This is a genomic window from Dictyoglomus sp. GBS (assembly GCF_055179815.1).
Genome location: NZ_CM143687.1, coordinates 1867519 through 1887457 on the forward strand (window position 1 = coordinate 1867519; position 19939 = coordinate 1887457).

Consider the following 19939-nt stretch of genomic DNA (forward strand, 5'->3'; position numbering starts at 1 on the left):
TTATACACCTCCTATGACCACATTATTAACAAGAATATGGGGACCACCATGACAAGATCTTATATTTAATTGGCCTTTTCCACATCCTCCAACTTCTCCAAGCTCAAAATCATTACCCACTCCCACAATGTCCTTTAAGGTTTGATATAGATTACCTGAAATATTAATATCTCTTATCATCTTCCCTATCTTTCCATTTTTTACTTCAAAGCCATATTGAGCTCCAAAAGTAAAGTTTTCTCCAGAAGTTTGGCCACCCTTTGCATCCAGAATATAAAGACCATCTCCTAACTTTTCCAGTAGCTCTTCAAAGGTCATATCTTTAGGCTCTATAAATATATTTCCCATCCTTACTATAGGAGCATATCTATAATCTTCTGCTACACAATGTCCTGTTACAGGTTCACCAAATTCAGCAGAGGTCCTTCTTGAATGAAGTCTTCCTGAAAGAATACCATCTTTCAAAAGATATGTCCTCCTTGCCCTTACCCCCTCATCATCATATTTATAAAAACCTAATTGTCCAGGCATGGTAGGATCATCAATTATGGTTAAGATCTCATTTCCAAGCTTAGCTCCAATCTTCATTTTTTCTCTCATAGATGGATTATCCTCTATAAGATCTGCTTCTGAAAAATGCCCAAAAGCTTCGTGAGTAAAAACCCCTGCCATATCAGGATTAAGAATCACATTGTATACACCTGCTTTTACAGGCTCGGCCTTTAAAAGATCAAGTACAATCTTTGTTTTCTTCTCAAAAACATCCTCCCTATTTCTTAGTTTATGAAATCCTGTACTTCCACCTATTCCTACCCTTACATTCTGTACAAGAGACCCTTCAAAACTTATCAAGGAACCTCTTATTTCACATGTAATAAGATCTTCTCTTATCTCTGTTCCTTCAGAACTAACAAAATATTTCTCCCTTATTACCTCCCAATAATGAAGATTTGTAGTTATATTATCAAACTTCAAAGGAATTTCATTATAGTGCTTTAAAAGTTCTAATTTTTCATCTATAGATATCTTTCTTGGATCTTCATCAAGAGGTGGAATAAAAATATCTTTGACTACTTCAACCTCTGCCAATTTAACTTTTTTCTTTGAATTCTTTGAAATTAAAATAGCATTCTCTAAGGCAATTTTTAAAGCCTTTTCAGCATCTTCCAACTTTGTAAAAGCAATAGAGGAAAATCCTCCATCTTTCAATACTCTTACTACATACCCATCACCAGAATTTTCTCCGAGTTGATATATCTCCCTCTTATTCATAACAATCTTTGTTTCCCACACCTTCTCATATCTTATATCCACATAATCTGCTGAAACTTTTGAAATAATCCCCCTTAGCATATCAAACATTCACTTTTCCCTCCTTTTTTCTTGAAAAATTATCTTCAAACCTATTCTTAAAGAGTATATCAGACTTATAAATAAAAAACATTAAAATCTTAAAATTTTTTCTTATTTATCTTATTTATATTGACACAAAAATTCCAAGTTTTCTCAATATATTAATTAATTTTTAAAAATTTTAATCATAAGAAAATTAGCTGATGTATTAAATTTCATTTCCAACTACAGAAAATTTTTCCTTAAATTCTTTAAAATTCATGTTTGAAGATTATTAAGAGATTTAATAAACTTTTATAAAAAAACAAAATGGGGGTAAATTAACATGGCTAAAAAATTAATCGTTACAGTTATTATATTATCTATACTAATAATATCTGGATGTGCAAAAACGGAAATTTCTCAGAAAAAAGAGCCATTATTGGAAATCTTAGAAGAAAATAAAATTAATACTTACTTACAAAAAATTCTTAAGGACATTAGTACCACAATAAACTACTCTTGGAAATTAACAAAATCCGATGAAGGGGCTACTTTATCAACCCCTTCTGAATTACCAAGAATTGCCGTAAAATCTCTTGAGTTAAAAACGTTTGGATCTTTTACACCTCTTGTTGAAGGAGAAAAAATATTTTTGGCAGATAGTGGCGGAAAGGTTTATGCAATAAACGATTACACAGGAGAAGTGATATGGGGAGTAGAGGTATACGATGATAGAACCAACTTAGGGCCAAAATGGAAAGCCTTAGGTCTTTTTAGATTTGTAACAGCTTATGGATTAGGTAATCATCTTTATGTCGGAACTTCATCCACTCCATCTGGTGAAAAGAGTGGTTTCCTTATTGCCTTTGATAAAAATACAGGGAAAATTATTTGGAAGGTTCCTTTAGAGGCAGAAGATAAAACAACATCAGATCTATCCGTATCTTCAAACCTTCTTGTAGTAAATGAAAAAATATTATTAGGTTCTTCAAGTCCGGATGGATACGTTTTTTGTTTCAATAATAATGGAAAATTGCTATGGAAAGATAAAATAGGTGGAATAGTAAGAGGACTTGCCTATGGCGATGGGATTGTTTATGCAGTTTCAGAGCCAAAAACAGAAATACATGCCTTTGATGTAGAAACTGGCAAAAAAATTTGGGTTTATAAACATGAAAATATGTTAAGCACCCCTATTTTTAAGAACGGTAAATTAATCCTTATTGACTCCTCGGGAAATCTATTAATTTTATCATCTGAAGGAAAATTATTATTGAAAAAATTTTTAGGTTTAGGAGGAGATGTTAATAGTAATTCTTATTTGGCTTGTGGAGATTATATCTATACCCCCAGAACCTTAGGAGAGAGACCATTAAATCTTTATGTTATTGACTTTAATGGAAATATTATTGGGGAATTTAAGTTAGAAGAAAATGAGAATGCAGGAGCCCCAGTTATCTCAAGAAAGATGGTTTTATTGCCAGTAGTGGGAAAAGATTATTCTAAAATTTACTTCTTATGGAATGGAATACACAAAATTGATGAATATAAGTTTAAATGTGAGGAAACATACATGCCAAAATTATGTATTGCATATGGGAAAATATATACAATATTTAATTATGACAGAGCAAATCGCATATTAATAAAATTTGAGGACAAAGAAAAGCCAGAAATTTTAAAAGTAGAAGAAATAAAACAAAATGGAAATATTGAAATTAAAGTTTTAGCAAAAGACAATCAAAGTGGAATAAACAGAGTTTTAGTTTTTTATAAGAAGGACTCAGATTGGGACTACAAAGAGATGGAACTTGCAAGAAAATATTTTATAGAACCTATAGGAGGATACGGTTTTAATGAGGAAGAATATAATGTAAAAATTCCAGATGTAGAATATTTAATTATTGTAATAGATAATATAGGAAACTTTACTATTTATCAAAAATAAGATTAATTGTTAAGTAACATATTCGCCTATATCTTTTATTTTTATTTTTTCGAAAAGAAAATATTAAGAAAATATATTCCAGGGTTTATTAAATAAAATAAAAGAATTTGTCATCTCTAAAATTAGACCCTACTGATCTTTTTTTGACTCCTTTCTTTCATTTCCTTTAAAACCTTAAAAATAATAAAATAAAGAGAATTCTAAGATAAAAAACAAATAAAATTACTCAAAAAGTCAATGGGGATCTCTTTATAATTCTCATTAAATCTCCTCCTTAAATTATAAGTTTCGAAATTAAATATACATATCTTTAAATTTATCTGCAAAAAAGAAAAAAACATGAAATATAATTAACATACTCCAATACTCAAAAATAATTATACTCCCCAAATACCAATATAAACCTCATAAAAAGCACTTCCACGTGTCTATACAACACAGGAGCTTACAGTACCATACGAGCAATTAGAAGGCCTTGCACTAACAAACATACTCGCAGAAGATAGAACATGAGCACTTACAGATATAACTTTACCAGTGCTATAATCATAACAAAAACTACCAAGAAGAGTTAATGTCCTACTAAACACCCAATATCCTGCATTATTACGATATTCCTTATAATCATATAAACTACCATATCTCATCCCTGAAGAAACATTATATTAGTAATATTTTTCAGCTTTGGTTTATAACTTTTCCATTTAATGAAATTATTATTTTCTTTTCTTTTCCTAAAACTTTTGCAGCATAATATGGGATATGATTATGCATGTCTTATCTCTCATAAACTTCTCTATATATTCATAAATCTTTCTCTCAACTGTCATATCAACTTCCGATGTGGCTTCATCAAGTATTAAAACATTTGGCTTCTTTAGTACAGCCCTTAAAAAGGCTATTATTTTCTTTTGTCCACCTGATATCTTTGCTCCTCTCTCTCCTATTATCGTGTTAAGTCCATCTTTAAATCCTTCCATAAAAATATCATAAAGCTCTGCTGTCTTTAAAAGATTAATGATTTCTTCATCCTTCACTTGTGGTATCGCATAGGCTACATTGTTTCTCACACTGTCGTTAAATAAAAATACATTTTGAGAAACAATACCAATTTTTTCTCTAAGAGATGACAGTTTTATGTCCTTTATATCTATTCCGTCTATTACAATTTCTCCCTCTAAAGGGTCATACATCCCTAAAAGTAACTTTATTAAGGTACTTTTTCCAGATCCATTAGGCCCTAAAATCACTACCTTCTCCCCTGGTTTTATGTGTAAATCTATCCCTTCTAAAACTTTCTTCTCTCCATCGTAAGAAAAAGAAATATTCTTAAATTGTATGTCTCCTATTAAATTTTTAAGCTCTATATTCCCTTCCTTCTCTTTCTCTGCTTCTAATATCTCTGATACTCTTTGAAGAGAAACAAAAGCTGGATACAAAGATAAACTAAATGTAGCCATACTTTGAATTGGACCATAAAGCTTTTGCAGGTATCCTACAAAAGCTAAATAGCTTCCAATCGTAAAAGAACCCTTTATTATATCCATCCCTCCTACCCATAAAATTAAAAGACCACCTAAAGCGATAATAACAAAATTTAACTCTCCAAAAATGGTAAAAAATATACTTTGTAATAAATTCTTCCTGGCAAGACCTTTAAATTCCTTTTTTACCTCTTCAGCTTCCCTTTCCTCAGTCCCAAATAGCCTCACAACCTCTACTCCTGAAACTTTCTCTTGTATCTTTCCCATAATATTTGCTGATCCCTCAAGAACATCCTTTGTCGCTGATACTAATCCTAAGGAAAATGCCCTTATAACTACATAATAAGCTGGAAGTATGGAAATAGCATAAAAAGTCAATTTTAAATTAAGATACATTAGCATTAAAAGGGCAAATACAAACTCAAAAAATCTTATCATCTGATTTATCACTGTAGATGAAAAGAAAAGACCAAGACCTTCCACTTCTCCTATTCTTGCTAATATATATCCTGTCTGAGCTTCATCATAAAATCTAAAAGGTAGCTTTAAAATCTTTCTAAATAAATCACTCTTTAGACTTGATAATACTTCTTGGCTTACCTTTGCAAAATAATAACTTGATATCCCTGAAAAAATGGTCCTTCCTATGTGTAATATCGCAGAAATTACTACAAGATAACCAAAAAATCTAATATCTTTATTTCCTAAGAATACATTGTCAAAAATAATTTTAGAAATATAAGGAATGGGAGTCGCAATTAAAGATGTAATTAAAAGAAACAAACTTGCAATAATAAAAGTTCTTATATGCTCCTTAATATAAGGAAAAAGGATCTTAAGCTTTGAGTAATTTATCTTTTCCTGAGATAAAAAAGGAATATCTGAATCCTTTTTATTCATAATAAGTTCTTTTCACAATTATTCAAGAAATTATCTGAAGGAGGAGCCAAATGCTCCTCCTTTTAATCAATTTCAATTATAAATACATGTTCCTGTCCATCAAAGATTATATTTTTTACAATTCCCTCTTCTTCAGAAATTATCTCCTTCAACTCTGAAGATAGTCCTAATTTATCTCCTTTTTTCACTCTCTCCCCTATCTTTACTAATACACCAAAGGTTGCATCAACCTTATATATCATATTTTATTTTAAAAGGATGTATCCTGCAAGATCTGCAATCTTCTTTGCTATATCGGTATTATCATAAACTCCTGTAAAGACCTCTGCTCCCTCTCCAAAGGCATATACAGGGACACTTCCACCGGAGTGAGATGTTGTAGTCCATCCAATTTGAGCTCTTGCAGAAATTACATCTCCAATTAGAGTTGCATTTGCTTTCTTAATCTTTTCTATCTCATCAGGTTTAAGATCAGAAATTCCTACATACTCCTCAAAAATCTTCTTTATCTCTTCATCACTCTTCCCTTTCACGAGTTCTGCAAGTACATTTGTAGAGACTTTCTGCTTCTTTAGAACATCAGGAGAAATTTCATATTTTCCAGTGGAAAGTTCAATCCCTCCTGTCTCATGATCTGCAGTGATGACTATTAAAGTATCTGGATTTTCTTCTAAGAATTCTAAGGCTACTTTTATTGCTTCATTAAATTCATAGACTTCCCAAATCGCATTTGCAGGATCATGTCCATGATTTGCCCAATCTATTTTTTCACCTTCAATCATTATAAAGAATCCATTTTCATTTCTATTTAATATTTCTAAAGCTTTTCTTGTCATGTCAGCAAGAGATGGAACTTTTGCTTTTAAGAATTCTCTATCCATATAATATGGTAGATATTCATAATCAAAGAGACCTAAAAGTTTCCCATTTTTTACAACTGCTCTTTCAAGTTCTTCAGGGGTAGATACAAATTCATATCCTGCTTTTTTAAATTCCTCTATTAAATTTCTATCATCTTTTCTTTTACTTTTTGGATCAGATTTAGGAAGGAAGTAAGAAAGTCCACCACCCATTTATATATCTGCAGTTTTGAATTCTGCATATTGATCTGCTACTGGAAGCTCATCTCTTGAGGTGGTATGAGCAGAAAAAGCAGCAGGAGTTGCATGGGTTATAGTTACATTAGTTATTAACCCTGTAGATTTTCCAAGTTCTTTTGCTGCTTCTAAAAGGGTTTTTACAACCTTTCCATCTGGAGTTATACTTAACCATGCATTGTTTGTCTTAAATCCTGTTGCTAAAGCAGTTCCTGCTGCTGCAGAATCTGTAACTAATGTGTTTGCTGCATATGTTTTTGCAATTCCTACATAGGGTGCTTTTTCAAAATCTAAATATCCTTCCTTCCCTACAAGAACTATTCTTGCAATATCAACACATTCAAGTCCCATGCCATCTCCTATAAAAAATATAACATTGCGAACTCTTGCTTCTTGAGCAGGAACAAAAGAAAAGACTAAAAACAATAAAAGAGATAAAATGATTAAATATCTTTTCATTTTAGTCTCCTTCTTTATTAAATAATTTAGGGATATATCCCATAATAGATTTTATAATAATAAATTTAAAAAGTTATTAGATCTAATTTAAATCTTATTAATAAAATCTCATTTTAGGAGTTTTTATTTTGTAAGTGTAGATATGAATGAAAGATATAAAATGGAGGAAGTTAGAGTTTATCAGGAGGGTAAGAGAAGACAAAGAAGATGTAGAATTCATAGCCAGCATTTTAGCCCTCAATACCCTTTCTACTATCGTATTATTTGTATTTGTTAACTACTTTCTAACATAACCTCAAAATCTTTGATTAATTTCTTTATTTCTCCTATCTCATCTTTCATATATTTTTCAATTAACTCCCATCTAATTTCAAGATATTGATGAGCCAATATATTTCTCATTCTCGCAATTTCAGAAATTTAATCATAATTTATATTTTTAAAAAATTTTTTTCTTTTAGAGAAAGAATTATCTCTCTATATGTATCTGGAATAGGAATATCAAATTCAGAAAGAGTTATTTTAATTATATCTATTAATGCATTAGCAATATTTTCTATGATTCTTTCTATTATCCTTTGAGTATTTCTATCACTTTTGTAATCCTCATAAGTTATATTCTCATATCTTTTTAAATCTTGCATTTCCGTATTAATAAAATCTATTCTCTTAATTATTTTAATCTTATTTATATCTTTCATTCTCTCTTCTCATTTTGTATAGATCTAAAATAAATTCCTTTAAGTCTATAGCTTCAGAGGATACCTCTAACATATAATCAGTATAAAAATCGTAATTTCTTATTATTATTTTTTCTCCTCTGATAGCCTCAAAGGCAACAAGAGGTTTTGCATTATTTAATACAATAAGGTCTATATCTTTTTTTAATAAATCCTCAAGTTCATCCCATATTTTTTCTACTTCTTTTATGTCATATTCCTTTAGATAAATAACAATATCTATATCAGAATGTCTATGAACCTTTCCCTTGGATAAAGACCCAAAAAGAAAAGCCATTATCACATTTTCTTTTTTATTAAAATAATCTTTTAGTTTTTCTAAAATTTCTTCTTTCATAATTTAAGGTAAGAAAAATTGCTCTTTCTCTTCTTTATTCTCTATAAAAAATTCCTTTATCCATTCTAATATTTCATCTCTAACTTTTCTAAAGGCTGAAAGCTTCTCTTCATATGTACCTTCTACACTTGCTGGATCCATAAAACCTCTGTGAACATATTTTTTTCCACCAGGAAAATAGGGACAATTTTCCTTTGCATTATCACAAACTGTAACTACATAATCAAAGTTTTCTCCTTTAAATTCATCTATACTTTTGCTTTTATGATGAGAAATATCTACTCCTATCTCCTTTAGTACTTCTATAGCCAGAGGATTTACCTTAGAGGGATTAGTTCCTGCAGAAAAAGCTTGAAACCTATCTCCATACAAAGCATTCATAATACCTTCTGCCATCTGTGATCTTGCGGAGTTATGGGTACATATAAAAAGAACACGCTTTTTATCCATTGAATCACCTCTTGTTCAAGATTTTTATAGCCTCCTCTCCCGTACAATGATATGGGATTATATTCTCAATGTCAAATTTTTGAAGGCTATTTATTACTTTTTCTATTTTAGGAAAGGTAGATTTATAAAGATGAAAGCCTCCCATAAGAAGCTTTATTTTCTTATTAAACTTCTCTATAGCATATTCCACTATATTAACAATTCCCCTATGAGCACATCCTGTGATCAAAGTTATACCGTCTCCCTCATCTATCACTAAATTTAATTCTTCTTCAAAAAAATCTCTTTCTTTCTTATCTCCTCTCGTTACATAAAAATAAGGATCTGGTTCTTCAAAATCATTTCTAAAAGGTACAGGACCAAATACAAAAACATTATCAAAAATCTCCATAACTTCATCTTTAATAACCACAAAATCTAAAAATCCTCTTAAACTTTCCCATTCTATCCCTGTAAAACGTTCATTACTATATTTAGGCAGAAAAGCTTCCTCTTTAAGAATGACTTTATATTTTTTATTAAAGGGCAAAAGATATTTCAGTCCTCCTGCATGATCATAATGACTATGGCTTATGATTATATTTTCAACTTTTGACAAGTCTTTTCCCAAAATCTTAGCATTTTTTATAAACACATCAGTACTTCCTGTATCAAAAAGGAGAAATCTTCCCTCTTTTTCAATGAGCACAGAAAAGCCATGCTCTGCTAATAGAGGAAAGGAGAGTCTATCGTCACACAAAACTGTTATTTTAGTCAAGAAGTTCTGAGACATTAGTAAGTTCACCCTTTAAATAGAGCTCTATAGCTTTATCCACATCCGTTTCATCAGTCACATAAACTTCTATTCCAGCAGAAGTCAAATCATCATAAAGTCTTCTTCCCATCCCATGAGAAATTACAGCTTTGCAATCTTTTAAGTTTTCAATAATAACCGCATGAGTATCATATTGATGATGAAGTCCCTTTTCATATAATCCCCTGGCATGTCCAGTAAAGGTATTTGGAATATATTCTCTACTTTTTATCTCTCCATTTTCTATATCAAAAATTAAAAAACCCTTTGTCCTTCCAAAATGGGCAGAAATTATTTTTCCATCATCAGAAGCAACTGCAATCTTCATGATATCCACCTCCTATCTTTCCTTTATATCCTTTCATAGCAAGAGCCACAGAAAGATTTGCAGAGAATGTACTTTTTCCAACTCCTCCTTTTCCACTCATTACTACGATTTTATGCTTAATTTTATTCATTCTTCTTTCTCCTTTCCTCTATCAATCTGTGATGATAAGATCCTTCCCTTATAAGAGCTGATCCACAATTAGGACAACGCTCATTTCTACAGGGAATTCCTGGAGTATGTACCTTTTTATAACCACATTTAGGGCATATGCAAAAACCCTCAGGACCTAAACCACTATGATGATTATGATGTACATGTTCTTCATTCATAAAATTACCCTCCATTAATAAAATTTTAGGGCGGGATAAACCCCGCCCCTTTCTTTTACTTAAGTTCTTCCAAGTGTCTCTTTATATCCTCAAGATCAGCCTCAAGATCTTTTTTCCAAGCTTCCAAAAGTTCCTTTTCTTCCTCCTTGGTAAGCCCAGAGTAAGGATAATATCCAGCACCTCTCCACCACCATCTACGACCCCAAAAAGACCATGGGCACCAAGGAGCTCCATAACCTCCGAAACCCCATCCATGACCTCTCCACCATCTCCACATATTTTACACCTCCTTTCCTTCAACAAATTCCAAAAATTTATCAATTCTATCTCTCATTTCCTTTATGTAATTTATTAACTCTTTTTTTACCATCAACCCTTCAGGTGTAATTGAGTAAACTCTTTTTGCAGGACCTTCTCCAGTTTCCCAACGAGATCTTATAAGGCCTTCCATCTCAAGTATTCTAAGAATTCTATATCCTGTACCCATTCCAGAAGGTCCTCTACAAAAGCAAAATTCAGGAAAATACTCATCAAGCATATTTAAAAGCTCATACCCATGAAGATCCTTCTTAGATAGAGCAGAAAGGACAAAGACTCTGAGCCAAAATCCTGGGGCAAAACCTACATCTCTTTTTCCCATTCCTTGTCTAAATCCTTTCAAATATATTCACCTCCATATATATGCTACATACATATATAAACCTAAAAAATATAAATGTCAATAGTTAAAAATTAAAATTGGAAATATAGATAGTGGGGGTAGATTTAATTACCTTTTAATGAGGCTAAATCAAAATTAATCTTTTAAAAAAAGAAATATTTCTTCTATATCAGGAAGCTCTTTAAGAGGATATATTTTAAAAAAGATAATCTCTCCATCCTCATCTACAACTACATTCGCTCTTTCCGAAAATCCATATTCTTCTATGAATATGTTATATTTTTTGGCTACTTCCCCGTGCGGCCAAAAATCCGATAATATTCTCAACTTTTTTATTCCCAAACTGTCAGCCCAAGCCTTTTTAGATGGTACAGGATCCACGCTTATACCTACTGGTATTACATTAAGTTCAAGAAATCTTGCATAATTCTCTTCAAGAGATTGCATTTGTTTTGCACATACAGAAGTCCATGCCAAAGGATGAAAAGAAAGAAGTATCTTTTTACCTTTAAAATCAGAAAGTTTAAATTCCTTTCCATCTTGATCCCTTAAGGAAAAATCAGGAGCTAAGTCTCCAATCCTAAGTCCCTTATTCTGAGTCATTTTATTACCTCCAATATTTTATAATAGAAGATTGTAGGATATTTTCCAGAATGGAAAGTAAAAGATGAATATCTAAATTACTCTGTAGAAGATATATCATGGAATCTACTCACTCATATAAATTATGCCTTTATGAAAAATTGTAGATGGAAAGGTAGCCCCATTAGAGGAAAATCTTTTTCAAAAGAATACGGAAAAGATAAAATATTTGAAAAATGAATATAAAGATGTAAAAATCTTAATCTCTATAGGAGGTTGGACAGATTCTGGAGAATTTTCTGATATAGCATTTAGCCATAAAAATAGACTTATCTTTGCTAATAGCGCATTAGAGATTATAAGAGAATTTAATCTTGATGGTATAGATATATCCAGTAAGTGGGGGATTACCTACTAATAAGGTAAGACCAGAAGATAAGGAAAATTTTACTTTACTTTTAAAAGACATAAGAGAAGTTTTAGATGATGCTGAAGGTAGAGATAAAAAGTCCTATTTGTTAACAATTGCAGGACCTGCAGGATACAGAGAAATTCATAATACAGAACCTGATAAATATCACATATGATTTTTTAAATCTTATGACCTATGATTTTCATGGTAGATGGGATAAATATACAAATCATCACTCTCCTCTATTTTCTAATCCTAAGGATCCTGATCCTATAAGTAGAGAAAGATCAAATTGTGATTTTGCAATAAAAGAATATTTAAAATTTGGATTACCTTCTGAAAAAATAGTTCTTGGTGTTCCATTTTACGGGAAGGGATAGATATGCCAAGATGATGGTGAAAATAGCTTATTTGCAAAAGTTATTGGTATACCTGCAGGTATGTACGATACTGAGGACCATCCTTCAGGAAGTAATCCCTTCTTCTTCATAAAAGGAGTTTTAGAAAATAATCAAGATTTTCATAAATTTAGAGATGAGCATGCAAGGGCACCTTGGCTTTGGAACCCCAAAGAAAGAATCTTCTATACCTATGATGATGAGATCTCAATAGAGGAAAAATGTGAATATGTTATAAGAAACAATCTGGGTGGAATTATGATATGGGAGATAACAGATGATTATCCTTTTAAAGGAAATACTTTACTTTCTCTAATTCATAAATCCCTTAGGGGGGAAATTAGTGGAAATTAATATATTAAATCCATCCCATATGGATGAACTTATAGAACTATTGAGTCAATCATTTCTTCTTCCTTATAAACAAGTAACATGGGTTAATGAAAAAAGTATTAGAAATTGTATAGGAATTTTTGAAAAAAATAAACTTGTATCCGCTTTAGTTATAAATCCTTTTGAAGTCTATATTAGAGGTAAATTATTTACTCTATCAGGTATAGGAGGAGTTGCTACGCTTCCAGAACATAGAGGAAAAAATTATATCCATATTCTTTTAAAAGAAGCCATTAAGATATCAAAAGATAGAGGTCTCATTTTCTCTTCTTTATATCCCTTCTCCTACGAGTTTTACAGATTATTTGGATGGGAACTTTGTGGTTTCCAAAAGAGATATAGGGTTAAATTAAGATTAATTCCAAAATTTAAAGAAACTGAAAAAGTTAAGAAAATTCCTTTAACTGACTGGAATTACATTAAACCTGTATATGAGAAATATGCTAAAAATTTTTCTGGTATGATAAAAAGAAGTGATGAAAGATGGGAAAATAATATATTTTAGACAAAAGACCTTACTTATCTATATGTATATGAAGATATTGATCTTGAAGGCTATGTTCTATATCAAGTAGTTAAAGGGAGTATTAATAAAATAAATGTAAGAGATATAATTGCATTGAACACCTCAGCATATAAAGGACTTCTTAGGATCTTTTCCAGACAATCAATAAATATAGAGGAAGCAGAATGGATAGCAGAAATAAATGATTCTCTTCATCTAATTCTTCCAAATCCTTATATATATTGCAATATTGAACCTACTTTCATGTTAAGAATAATTGAACTTAAGAAAGCTATTGAGGGAATGTCATTTGTAGAAGACATAAAAGAAAATATATTTGTAGAGATAAAAGATAATTATGCGGAATGGAATAATGGGGTATTTAAATTAATTGTAGAAGATGGAAAAGGATTTTTAGAAAAAGAAAATACCAGTTATTGGGATATATCTTTAAGTATAAATACATTATCTCAGATAATTTCAGGTTTTATATCTATAACTCAAGCTTTTGACTTAGGATTAATAGAAGTTAATAAAAAAAATTATACTTAGGCTAAACAAAATTTTTACAACTTATCCTACATTCTCTTGTGATTATTTTTAAAAATTTTTTGATATATAAAAATTAATTCTTTATATCTTTCTACAACTTCGTCAACAACCTTTTCCCAAGGTCTATATAAAGTTTTTTGAGCATTCTTACCTACTTCCCTAAGAAGAGATTTATTTTTTATTAAATTTTCAATCATATTCGCATAGTAAAAAGCATTGTTCTCAGATAGAAAACCGTTATATCCATCAATTATTCCCTCGGATGCATTTGAACCTTTAATTAACAGGGAGGGACAAAAAAGAGCAAAAGTTTCCTGAAGAACTAAAGGGGATGCATCATATAAAGATGGAAAAAGGAAAAGATCAGCCCTCGCATAATATCCTTTTAAAAGTTCTCTATCAATAATCTTTCCTACAAAAATTACTTCATTTTCTAGTTTCAATTTTCTTACTAAATCTTTAAGATATTTTTCATCTTTTCCTGTTCCTACAATAAAAGCTTTAAAAAATAATCCTTTCTTTTTTAAATAATAAAGAGATTCTATAAGCATCTTTGTATTCTTATGCAATATTAATTGCCCAACATATAGGAAAACATTATCATCTTGAGAAAGATTATAAATTTTATTTATCTTCTCCCTATACCCTTCCAAATTTTCTGGAGGAATAATGTCGGTTCCATTGGGAATAATTTCTATTTCTTTTTTAAATCAATATTCCTTAAGAGTTTTTGCAGTAGAAGAATTAACAGTCCAGACCTAATCAACCTTTTCATAAAATTTTACAATAATATTTACCCCTATACGTGCTAAAAAGTCTGATTTTGTTGCGGATTTAAAATCATCATAATATTTTGTATGAAATGTAGCAACAATTGGAATTTTCTTTTTTCTTGCAGTCTCCAAAGCAAAAAGTCCTGCTGAAAAGGGTGGATGGGCATGAACTATATGAAAAGGAATTTTTCCAACTCTCTTTATAGCTTTAAGATCTAAATAATGAATTCCCATTCTATATGGAGGTCGTAATGGCATAGGAATAGAAAAAAATCTTATAATATCAAAATCATCCTCATCTACAAATTTGGGAAAAGATGGGCAAATTACAATGCATTTACCATATTTTTTCTCAATCCAATGGGCATAGTTTTTTACTGTTAAAACAACTCCGTCAGTTATAGGAAGATATGCATCTGTAAATTGTCCAATTATTAAATTATTATTCATACTTTAAAGCTCTTCTCTCAAATATAATATAAAATTATATAGTAGAGGAAGAAAAATATGAATAATAAAGATATAAAAATAAGAGGACATCATTTGCTCTGTCTATTACATTTTGAAGGTAAAGGATATTCTGAAGAATTCATAGAAAACATGAAATTAATAAAAGAAAAATTAGACGAGGGATATAAATTTTTATTAGTTGTTGAAAAAGATAGTATTTGTAATATATGTCCATATTTAAAAGATGATAGATGTTTAAGGGAAAGATATCCGAAGGAAATAGAAAATAAAGATAAGGAAATAATAAATCATCTTAATTTGATTATAAATAAAAAATATAATTATTCTGATATAAAAAAGATAATTTTTAAGATGATAACAAGATCAAACTTTGAAAATTTCTGTAAAGATTGTTCTTGGTTTCTTTTTTGCTCACAAAAGAATTTATTCTGATAATTAATATATATGAAAAATCTATTTTTTTACATTAATATTTCATTTTGATGATACTTATTTCTTTCAAGAAAATTTAAGAAGTATAGGAATTGAGATAGATCTAAGAGATATCTCTGGAACAAAATATATGTGTTCCTTTGAAAATTTAGAAAGGATAGAAAAAAGAATACCAAAAACAGAAAGGAAAATAAATTTTCTAGGAAAAGGAGATTACCATTACCTAACTTATCTTTTTTTAAGAAAGATAGATATACCTTTTGCTCTCTTAGTTGTTGACCATCATATAGACATAAAGAAAACTTTTGAGGGTTATATAAGTTGTGGTTCTTGGCTATTGGAGGCAATAAAAATTAAAACTTTAAAAAAGATAATTCTCATAAGTTCTTATGAAAAATTAGAAGGTAAAATATGTATAATTAAATTTGGTTATAATAAGATAGAAAATCTTATAAAGGATTTACCTGTTTACATATCTATAGATAAAGATATTTTAGACAAGTCTTATATAAATACAAGTTGGGATCAAGGTAATTTATCTTTAGATCAACTTCTATCATTATTTTTATTATTCCAAAGGGGAAAAATCTTGGGAATTGATGTATGTGGTGAACCAGCTTTTAACATATATGAATATAAAAAGAGTGAAAAAATAAATTTAGAAATCTGGAAAACTATAAATAACATAACTCCAATGAAAATTTCAGCATAAAGACATTTGGTAGAGAATATAGCTACCCCATCTACTTTTGCAATTGATACAATGAAAAAAAATACCTATCTGTAATCAGTATTTAAAAAAGGATGCCTCCTTGTGGTAGAATTTATAGGCGATTTTCTATGTATATTTTACCAGATTTACCTCTATCAAAAAAGAGTAAAGAAGAAGTAAGCTTTAGTTAATAGAATTAGAAGATTTCTTCATAACCATAAATGGAATTTTATTGATGTCCAAATAAGTTTAGCTCATTTAATCATAAATAGAGTAAAATCTCCCTACTCTTTTGTTTTCTTCCTATAGGAGGTAGAGCTTTACCTATCCTTCTTGTTCCGGTTAGATTTGATTCTTTTTCTAAGCTAAAATGGAAAGGCGAAGTAGATTTAATCATAAAAGCCATATCTTTGCTCCTTCCTGTTCTTCTCAAGAGAACAGTCTTTGTATTTGATAGAGAGTTTACATATCCAGAGTTGACGTATTTTATCATAAGGTTAAATAGGAATGTATATGTAAATGGAAAACCTTTACAGAAATTAGGATCTGGAGTTTATGAAAATGTTTTAGTACACAAAGTAATAGCTAATGTTTTTGTGAGAGGATATATTTCAGATGAAGAGGAAGAAGATTTCTATGCTTATGTTTCAAACCTGCCAGCGAATATGCTGAGCTAGGAACTCTACAGAAAAAGTATGAAGATGGAAGAGACAAAGTGTATCTTTTAACGAAGATGGAGGAGAAAAGAAGAAAAGCAAGAGGGCTTCTGGAAGAATTAGAGAAAAGGATAATCAGTTTAATAAATTTTGGATTGTTGTTAGTATCAAATTTTTATAGATTGAGGATAAAGAAACGTTTTGGGAAAGTCTTTACTTTCTCCCAATTTTTATGAGGAGCGTTATCGTGTCTATATATAGATTTATCAATAAATCTTCTCTCCCAATGGTATGAATATTTACCTAATTTTGAAAAAAAATATCTAAAAAACTTCCATCATAAAAGTACAGACGCAATTTCCATGGCTCTTGACTCTGAGTATATATTATCTCCCCATATTCAATGATTGAACCACACTCATTTAATGCGATATTTAACAAGTTAAGGTATGCTCTTGAGGTCTTCTTCAATTATTTTAAGAGTCTCCTCAAGATTTTCTAAAAGAATTAAGCCTTCCCATGTAGGATGTTCTGAAACTTACCCTTTAGAGATCTTTTTCTTAAGTTCTATTGAAGAGGATACTTTATACCTATCAAGAATCTCTAATATATCTATCTTTATCTTCCTTCTTTTTTCTCTTAAGAAAGCTCTTATACTTTCCTTAGTAACATCTTCAGAATTAATACCTAAATTATTGGCTATCTTTTTTATGAAATCCTCAGTGATGCTCATATTTATCACCTCAATTAAATTATAGCATAACATCTAAATTCAAATAAAAACTGGGATGTTCGAAAATTATAAAATTCAATAAATTTTCATAAGAAAATTGTTTAAGTCTTTATCAATTATTTTAAAAAAAGGCAATATAACAAATTGAAAAAAAATAAGGTTAAGGGCATAAAGGGCAAATACCGCTAAAGCTCTCTTCAAGGCTAAATCTTCTCTTATAAGTGCAAACTTTGACCCTAGTTTAAGTTTTATGTTACCAAAAACCCCCTCTATTAAATATCTCATTTCCTTTCCCTATCTCTCCCCCCAACCTTGGATTCTTTCCTCAATGGATGTTTTATCCCAACCCTCCAAGTCTCTTTCATCTTAACTGCCAACTAACACCCAAGCCCCCTCACCCTCTCCAATATGTCTACAGCATTAAATCCCTTGTTTCCAATAAAAGGTAACCCCAAAAGTTTATCAACCCTACCAAGAAGTCTACGCAACATCTCAACCTCAGAAGCATATGCAAAAACTACCTCACAACACAAAAGAATTATCCTTTTCTTCTCATCTATCCCAACTAATAAAACAGCCCTAACATGTGAGGCAACTTCCTTTGCAACTATCCCACGAAGCCATCCTAAAACATATTTCTCTCGATAACCAAATCCAGTGTCCCATCTACTACTAAACCTTTCCATCTTCTTCCATCTCTCCGAAAAAACATCTCCCCAACCTTCTCAATTAACTCTTGTAAAACCCCCTTCGGAAGTTTTTGAACCCTATAATGATAGGTACCTAAAGCTGGAACAGAATACCCTTCAAGAGAGACATATTCTAAAATCTCTCTATAGGAAAACTTATGCAAAGTTTGAAATAGCCAGAGAGAAATGATAAACACATCATCATAAGACTTAGGTCTGCCTATCTTTTTTGAAGTTAAAATTGTGTTTTCCCTCAAAAGTTCTTTTACTAATTGAAGCATTTTACAAGAAGAATACTTTGACCTTATCATTTCTCTTCATCTATTCTTAATTTTTGATTTTATCATAATTTGGGACTAATGTGTTTTAGAACACCCCAATCTTATTCTTAATCTTTTTTACAATATGGTTTTTAAGCTCTTCTACAGGCTTAGACCTTTCCTCATGTATCCTTGGTAAAAATATTCTTGAAAACATAAATCTTAAAACTCCTGACAATATAAATATTAAATGATATTCCACAAGGTATAATCCCGTAACATTATTAATAAAGGCTACTATTGGTGGAGCCACATATTCTATAATATATCCTCCCAAAATAAAAGATAAGGCATTAACTATTCCTACAAAAAAGTTTAAAACAGCAATATAAAAAGACCTATTTTCATTAGGAGAAAGATAAAGAGCCAGATTATTAAAAGTTAAATCAATTCCTGGCCAAAAAGTACCTGCAAATATTTGAACTAATATTACAAAAAAGAGCCAATTATTCGGTGTTGTAAAACACCATATATAGGGCAAGAAGCTTACAATTAATGTGCTTATAATAAGAACCGGTTTATTTCCAAACCTATCAATTAATCTTCCCAACATTCTGACTGAAAGAATAGTTATTACATTACTTACAATCTGAACATAAAGAGCTATTTCAAAATAACTCATCTTGAGATATTTAATCATGTATATGTTAAAATATGGAGCAGAGATATTTAATGCTATATTCCAAAAAACGGCAAATAAGAGAAAATTGGAAAACCTTGAATCTTTAATAACACTTTTCATCATCTTTCTAAAATTGACTTGAGAAAAATCAGATTTTTTCATAGGGGGATCATATACCCAGAAAAAGCAACAAATATCCAAAAGCCCTAAAATAGTAGCAAAAATAAAAACTATGGCAAAACCTATCAATCCATGGACCCTATCTAAAAACCATCCAATACTAAGCCCACTAATAAAAGAAACAAAGGTTGCAAGCATACTCCTATGACTAAAGAATCTTCCCCTTATCTCAATAGGAACCAAGTCTCCCATCCAGGACATAAAACTTACGTTAATAAATGCCCCTCCAACAGCAGTAATCGCTAAAAGAAAAACAATTAAAGAAAACAAAAGATTTTTGTCAGATATAAAGAAGGGTAATATAGGAATAAAAAGCCAAGGTATTCTCTGAATAAAGCCGCCTAAAAAAAAGATTATCTTTCTCTTTTTTGTTCTTTCTAAAACATAAGATGCAAAGAGTTGTATAGCCCCACCTAAAACTGGCATAGCCAACATAAAACCATAAAGTAGATCTCCAAAACCAAGTTCCTTTGCAAAACCAGCAATAGGAGCTCCTGTTGTTACGTTAAAAAATACTATACCAAAGCATACTCCAAGAATTACTAAATTTAAGCTTCTTTTAAGCTCTACATCCTCTACAAAATAAGTTGTAAAGAAATCTTTTATTTTCATAGAAAAAAATTATATCACAATTATGTTTTTATAAAA

At 30.4% G+C, this 19939-nt stretch carries 28 protein-coding genes and 4 pseudogenes; 8 read left to right on the plus strand and 24 right to left on the minus strand.

From position 1 onward, the window contains the following. Positions 1-1362, minus strand: a complete 1362-nt coding sequence (locus tag ACY3IT_RS09290; RefSeq protein WP_463082665.1) for a TldD/PmbA family protein — start codon at positions 1360-1362, stop codon at positions 1-3. Between the two features lie 316 nt (positions 1363-1678). Here ACY3IT_RS09290 and ACY3IT_RS09295 point away from each other — a divergent pair, with 316 nt between their 5' ends. Next, the gene (locus tag ACY3IT_RS09295) at positions 1679-3283 is read left to right on the plus strand and encodes a PQQ-binding-like beta-propeller repeat protein (RefSeq protein WP_463082666.1); all 1605 of its coding nucleotides are present in this window, start codon (positions 1679-1681) and stop codon (positions 3281-3283) included. Positions 3284-3711: 428 nt separating this feature from the next. Here the strand turns inward: ACY3IT_RS09295 and ACY3IT_RS09300 are convergent, their stop codons facing one another. The 15 genes and pseudogenes from ACY3IT_RS09300 to ACY3IT_RS09370 all read right to left on the minus strand — a co-directional run bounded on the left by ACY3IT_RS09300 (position 3712) and on the right by ACY3IT_RS09370 (position 11464). Beyond that, a complete protein-coding gene (locus tag ACY3IT_RS09300; protein ID WP_463082667.1) occupies positions 3712-3930 on the minus strand; it encodes a hypothetical protein in 219 nt (72 codons plus the stop codon). Positions 3931-4017: 87 nt separating this feature from the next. Next, positions 4018-5667, minus strand: coding sequence for an ABC transporter ATP-binding protein (locus tag ACY3IT_RS09305; RefSeq protein ID WP_463082668.1), 1650 nt, complete (start codon positions 5665-5667; stop codon positions 4018-4020). Between the two features lie 62 nt (positions 5668-5729). Beyond that, positions 5730-5909, minus strand: coding sequence for a hypothetical protein (locus tag ACY3IT_RS09310; protein WP_463082669.1), 180 nt, complete (start codon positions 5907-5909; stop codon positions 5730-5732). A gap of 3 nt (positions 5910-5912) precedes the next feature. After that, a pseudogene (locus ACY3IT_RS09315) lies at positions 5913-7223 on the minus strand (alkaline phosphatase). A 273-nt stretch (positions 7224-7496) separates the two neighbouring features. Continuing rightward, positions 7497-7625 carry a HepT-like ribonuclease domain-containing protein gene (locus tag ACY3IT_RS09320; RefSeq protein WP_463082670.1) on the minus strand — a complete coding sequence of 43 codons (129 nt, stop codon included), beginning with the start codon at positions 7623-7625 and terminating at the stop codon, positions 7497-7499. Positions 7626-7654: 29 nt separating this feature from the next. Further along, the gene (locus ACY3IT_RS09325; protein ID WP_463082671.1) at positions 7655-7924 is read right to left on the minus strand and encodes a HepT-like ribonuclease domain-containing protein; all 270 of its coding nucleotides are present in this window, start codon (positions 7922-7924) and stop codon (positions 7655-7657) included. Further along, the gene (gene mntA, locus ACY3IT_RS09330; RefSeq protein ID WP_463082672.1) at positions 7908-8300 is read right to left on the minus strand and encodes a type VII toxin-antitoxin system MntA family adenylyltransferase antitoxin; all 393 of its coding nucleotides are present in this window, start codon (positions 8298-8300) and stop codon (positions 7908-7910) included. The genes ACY3IT_RS09325 and mntA overlap by 17 nt, the downstream gene beginning before the upstream one ends. Before the next feature lie 3 nt (positions 8301-8303). Beyond that, complete coding sequence (locus ACY3IT_RS09335) at positions 8304-8750, minus strand: arsenate reductase ArsC (RefSeq protein ID WP_463082673.1); 447 nt, start codon at positions 8748-8750, stop codon at positions 8304-8306. Positions 8751-8754: 4 nt separating this feature from the next. Beyond that, complete coding sequence (locus tag ACY3IT_RS09340; protein WP_463082674.1) at positions 8755-9522, minus strand: MBL fold metallo-hydrolase; 768 nt, start codon at positions 9520-9522, stop codon at positions 8755-8757. Continuing rightward, positions 9500-9871: a NifB/NifX family molybdenum-iron cluster-binding protein gene (locus ACY3IT_RS09345; RefSeq protein WP_463082675.1), complete on the minus strand. Its 372-nt coding sequence runs from the start codon at positions 9869-9871 to the stop codon at positions 9500-9502. Before ACY3IT_RS09345 ends, ACY3IT_RS09340 begins: the two co-directional genes overlap by 23 nt. Before the next feature lie 22 nt (positions 9872-9893). Further along, positions 9894-10001, minus strand: a pseudogene (locus ACY3IT_RS09350) (P-loop NTPase); the annotation flags it as partial. Next, positions 9994-10200: a ferredoxin gene (locus tag ACY3IT_RS09355; protein ID WP_463082676.1), complete on the minus strand. Its 207-nt coding sequence runs from the start codon at positions 10198-10200 to the stop codon at positions 9994-9996. The gene ACY3IT_RS09355 and the pseudogene ACY3IT_RS09350, both read right to left, overlap by 8 nt. A gap of 55 nt (positions 10201-10255) precedes the next feature. Then, the gene (locus ACY3IT_RS09360; RefSeq protein WP_463082677.1) at positions 10256-10477 is read right to left on the minus strand and encodes a DUF5320 family protein; all 222 of its coding nucleotides are present in this window, start codon (positions 10475-10477) and stop codon (positions 10256-10258) included. 3 nt (positions 10478-10480) lie between these two features. Beyond that, on the minus strand, positions 10481-10861 hold the full coding sequence (locus tag ACY3IT_RS09365; protein WP_463082678.1) for a PadR family transcriptional regulator: 381 nt from the start codon (positions 10859-10861) through the stop codon (positions 10481-10483). A 135-nt stretch (positions 10862-10996) separates the two neighbouring features. After that, positions 10997-11464, minus strand: coding sequence for a peroxiredoxin (locus ACY3IT_RS09370; RefSeq protein WP_463082679.1), 468 nt, complete (start codon positions 11462-11464; stop codon positions 10997-10999). Positions 11465-11672: 208 nt separating this feature from the next. On the opposite strand from ACY3IT_RS09370, the gene ACY3IT_RS09375 reads away from it, so the two are divergent. The 4 genes and pseudogenes from ACY3IT_RS09375 to ACY3IT_RS09390 all read left to right on the plus strand — a co-directional run bounded on the left by ACY3IT_RS09375 (position 11673) and on the right by ACY3IT_RS09390 (position 13703). Beyond that, entirely contained in the window at positions 11673-11861 is a 189-nt protein-coding gene (locus ACY3IT_RS09375) for a glycosyl hydrolase family 18 protein (protein ID WP_463082680.1), read from the plus strand. A gap of 49 nt (positions 11862-11910) precedes the next feature. After that, positions 11911-12607, plus strand: a pseudogene (locus ACY3IT_RS09380) (glycoside hydrolase family 18 protein). After that, positions 12597-13151, plus strand: a complete 555-nt coding sequence (locus ACY3IT_RS09385) for a GNAT family N-acetyltransferase (protein ID WP_463082681.1) — start codon at positions 12597-12599, stop codon at positions 13149-13151. Before ACY3IT_RS09380 ends, ACY3IT_RS09385 begins: the two are co-directional and overlap by 11 nt. A 36-nt stretch (positions 13152-13187) precedes the next feature. Next, positions 13188-13703 (plus strand): sterol carrier protein domain-containing protein, encoded by a 516-nt coding sequence (locus ACY3IT_RS09390; RefSeq protein ID WP_463083650.1) that lies wholly within the window; start codon positions 13188-13190, stop codon positions 13701-13703. Between the two features lie 26 nt (positions 13704-13729). On the opposite strand, the gene ACY3IT_RS09395 is transcribed toward ACY3IT_RS09390, so the two are convergent. Both ACY3IT_RS09395 and ACY3IT_RS09400 read right to left on the minus strand, forming a co-directional pair. Beyond that, positions 13730-14356 carry a glycosyltransferase gene (locus ACY3IT_RS09395; RefSeq protein ID WP_463082682.1) on the minus strand — a complete coding sequence of 209 codons (627 nt, stop codon included), beginning with the start codon at positions 14354-14356 and terminating at the stop codon, positions 13730-13732. A gap of 105 nt (positions 14357-14461) precedes the next feature. Beyond that, entirely contained in the window at positions 14462-14926 is a 465-nt protein-coding gene (locus ACY3IT_RS09400) for a glycosyltransferase (RefSeq protein WP_463082683.1), read from the minus strand. Between the two features lie 57 nt (positions 14927-14983). Between ACY3IT_RS09400 and ACY3IT_RS09405 the strand changes: the two genes are divergently transcribed. Next, positions 14984-15379 carry a DUF1284 domain-containing protein gene (locus ACY3IT_RS09405; RefSeq protein ID WP_463082684.1) on the plus strand — a complete coding sequence of 132 codons (396 nt, stop codon included), beginning with the start codon at positions 14984-14986 and terminating at the stop codon, positions 15377-15379. Positions 15380-15509: 130 nt separating this feature from the next. Continuing rightward, positions 15510-16091 (plus strand): hypothetical protein, encoded by a 582-nt coding sequence (locus ACY3IT_RS09410; RefSeq protein ID WP_463082685.1) that lies wholly within the window; start codon positions 15510-15512, stop codon positions 16089-16091. Positions 16092-16353: 262 nt separating this feature from the next. Here ACY3IT_RS09410 and ACY3IT_RS09415 read toward each other — a convergent pair whose 3' ends face one another. Continuing rightward, positions 16354-16497, minus strand: a complete 144-nt coding sequence (locus ACY3IT_RS09415) for a hypothetical protein (protein ID WP_463082686.1) — start codon at positions 16495-16497, stop codon at positions 16354-16356. Between the two features lie 4 nt (positions 16498-16501). Here ACY3IT_RS09415 and ACY3IT_RS09420 point away from each other — a divergent pair, with 4 nt between their 5' ends. Further along, positions 16502-16768 (plus strand): hypothetical protein, encoded by a 267-nt coding sequence (locus ACY3IT_RS09420; RefSeq protein ID WP_463082687.1) that lies wholly within the window; start codon positions 16502-16504, stop codon positions 16766-16768. A 154-nt stretch (positions 16769-16922) separates the two neighbouring features. On the opposite strand, the pseudogene ACY3IT_RS09425 reads toward ACY3IT_RS09420, so the two are convergent. The 5 genes and pseudogenes from ACY3IT_RS09425 to ACY3IT_RS09445 all read right to left on the minus strand — a co-directional run. Further along, positions 16923-17048: pseudogene (locus ACY3IT_RS09425) on the minus strand (toxin-antitoxin system TumE family protein); the annotation flags it as partial. 237 nt (positions 17049-17285) lie between these two features. Next, complete coding sequence (locus ACY3IT_RS09430; protein ID WP_463082688.1) at positions 17286-17480, minus strand: hypothetical protein; 195 nt, start codon at positions 17478-17480, stop codon at positions 17286-17288. Between the two features lie 377 nt (positions 17481-17857). Next, positions 17858-18166: a hypothetical protein gene (locus ACY3IT_RS09435; protein WP_463082689.1), complete on the minus strand. Its 309-nt coding sequence runs from the start codon at positions 18164-18166 to the stop codon at positions 17858-17860. Beyond that, a complete protein-coding gene (locus ACY3IT_RS09440) occupies positions 18106-18480 on the minus strand; it encodes a hypothetical protein (protein WP_463082690.1) in 375 nt (124 codons plus the stop codon). The genes ACY3IT_RS09435 and ACY3IT_RS09440 overlap by 61 nt, the downstream gene beginning before the upstream one ends. A 55-nt stretch (positions 18481-18535) precedes the next feature. Further along, positions 18536-19903 (minus strand): MFS transporter, encoded by a 1368-nt coding sequence (locus tag ACY3IT_RS09445; RefSeq protein WP_463082691.1) that lies wholly within the window; start codon positions 19901-19903, stop codon positions 18536-18538. Positions 19904-19939: the final 36 nt, after the last annotated feature.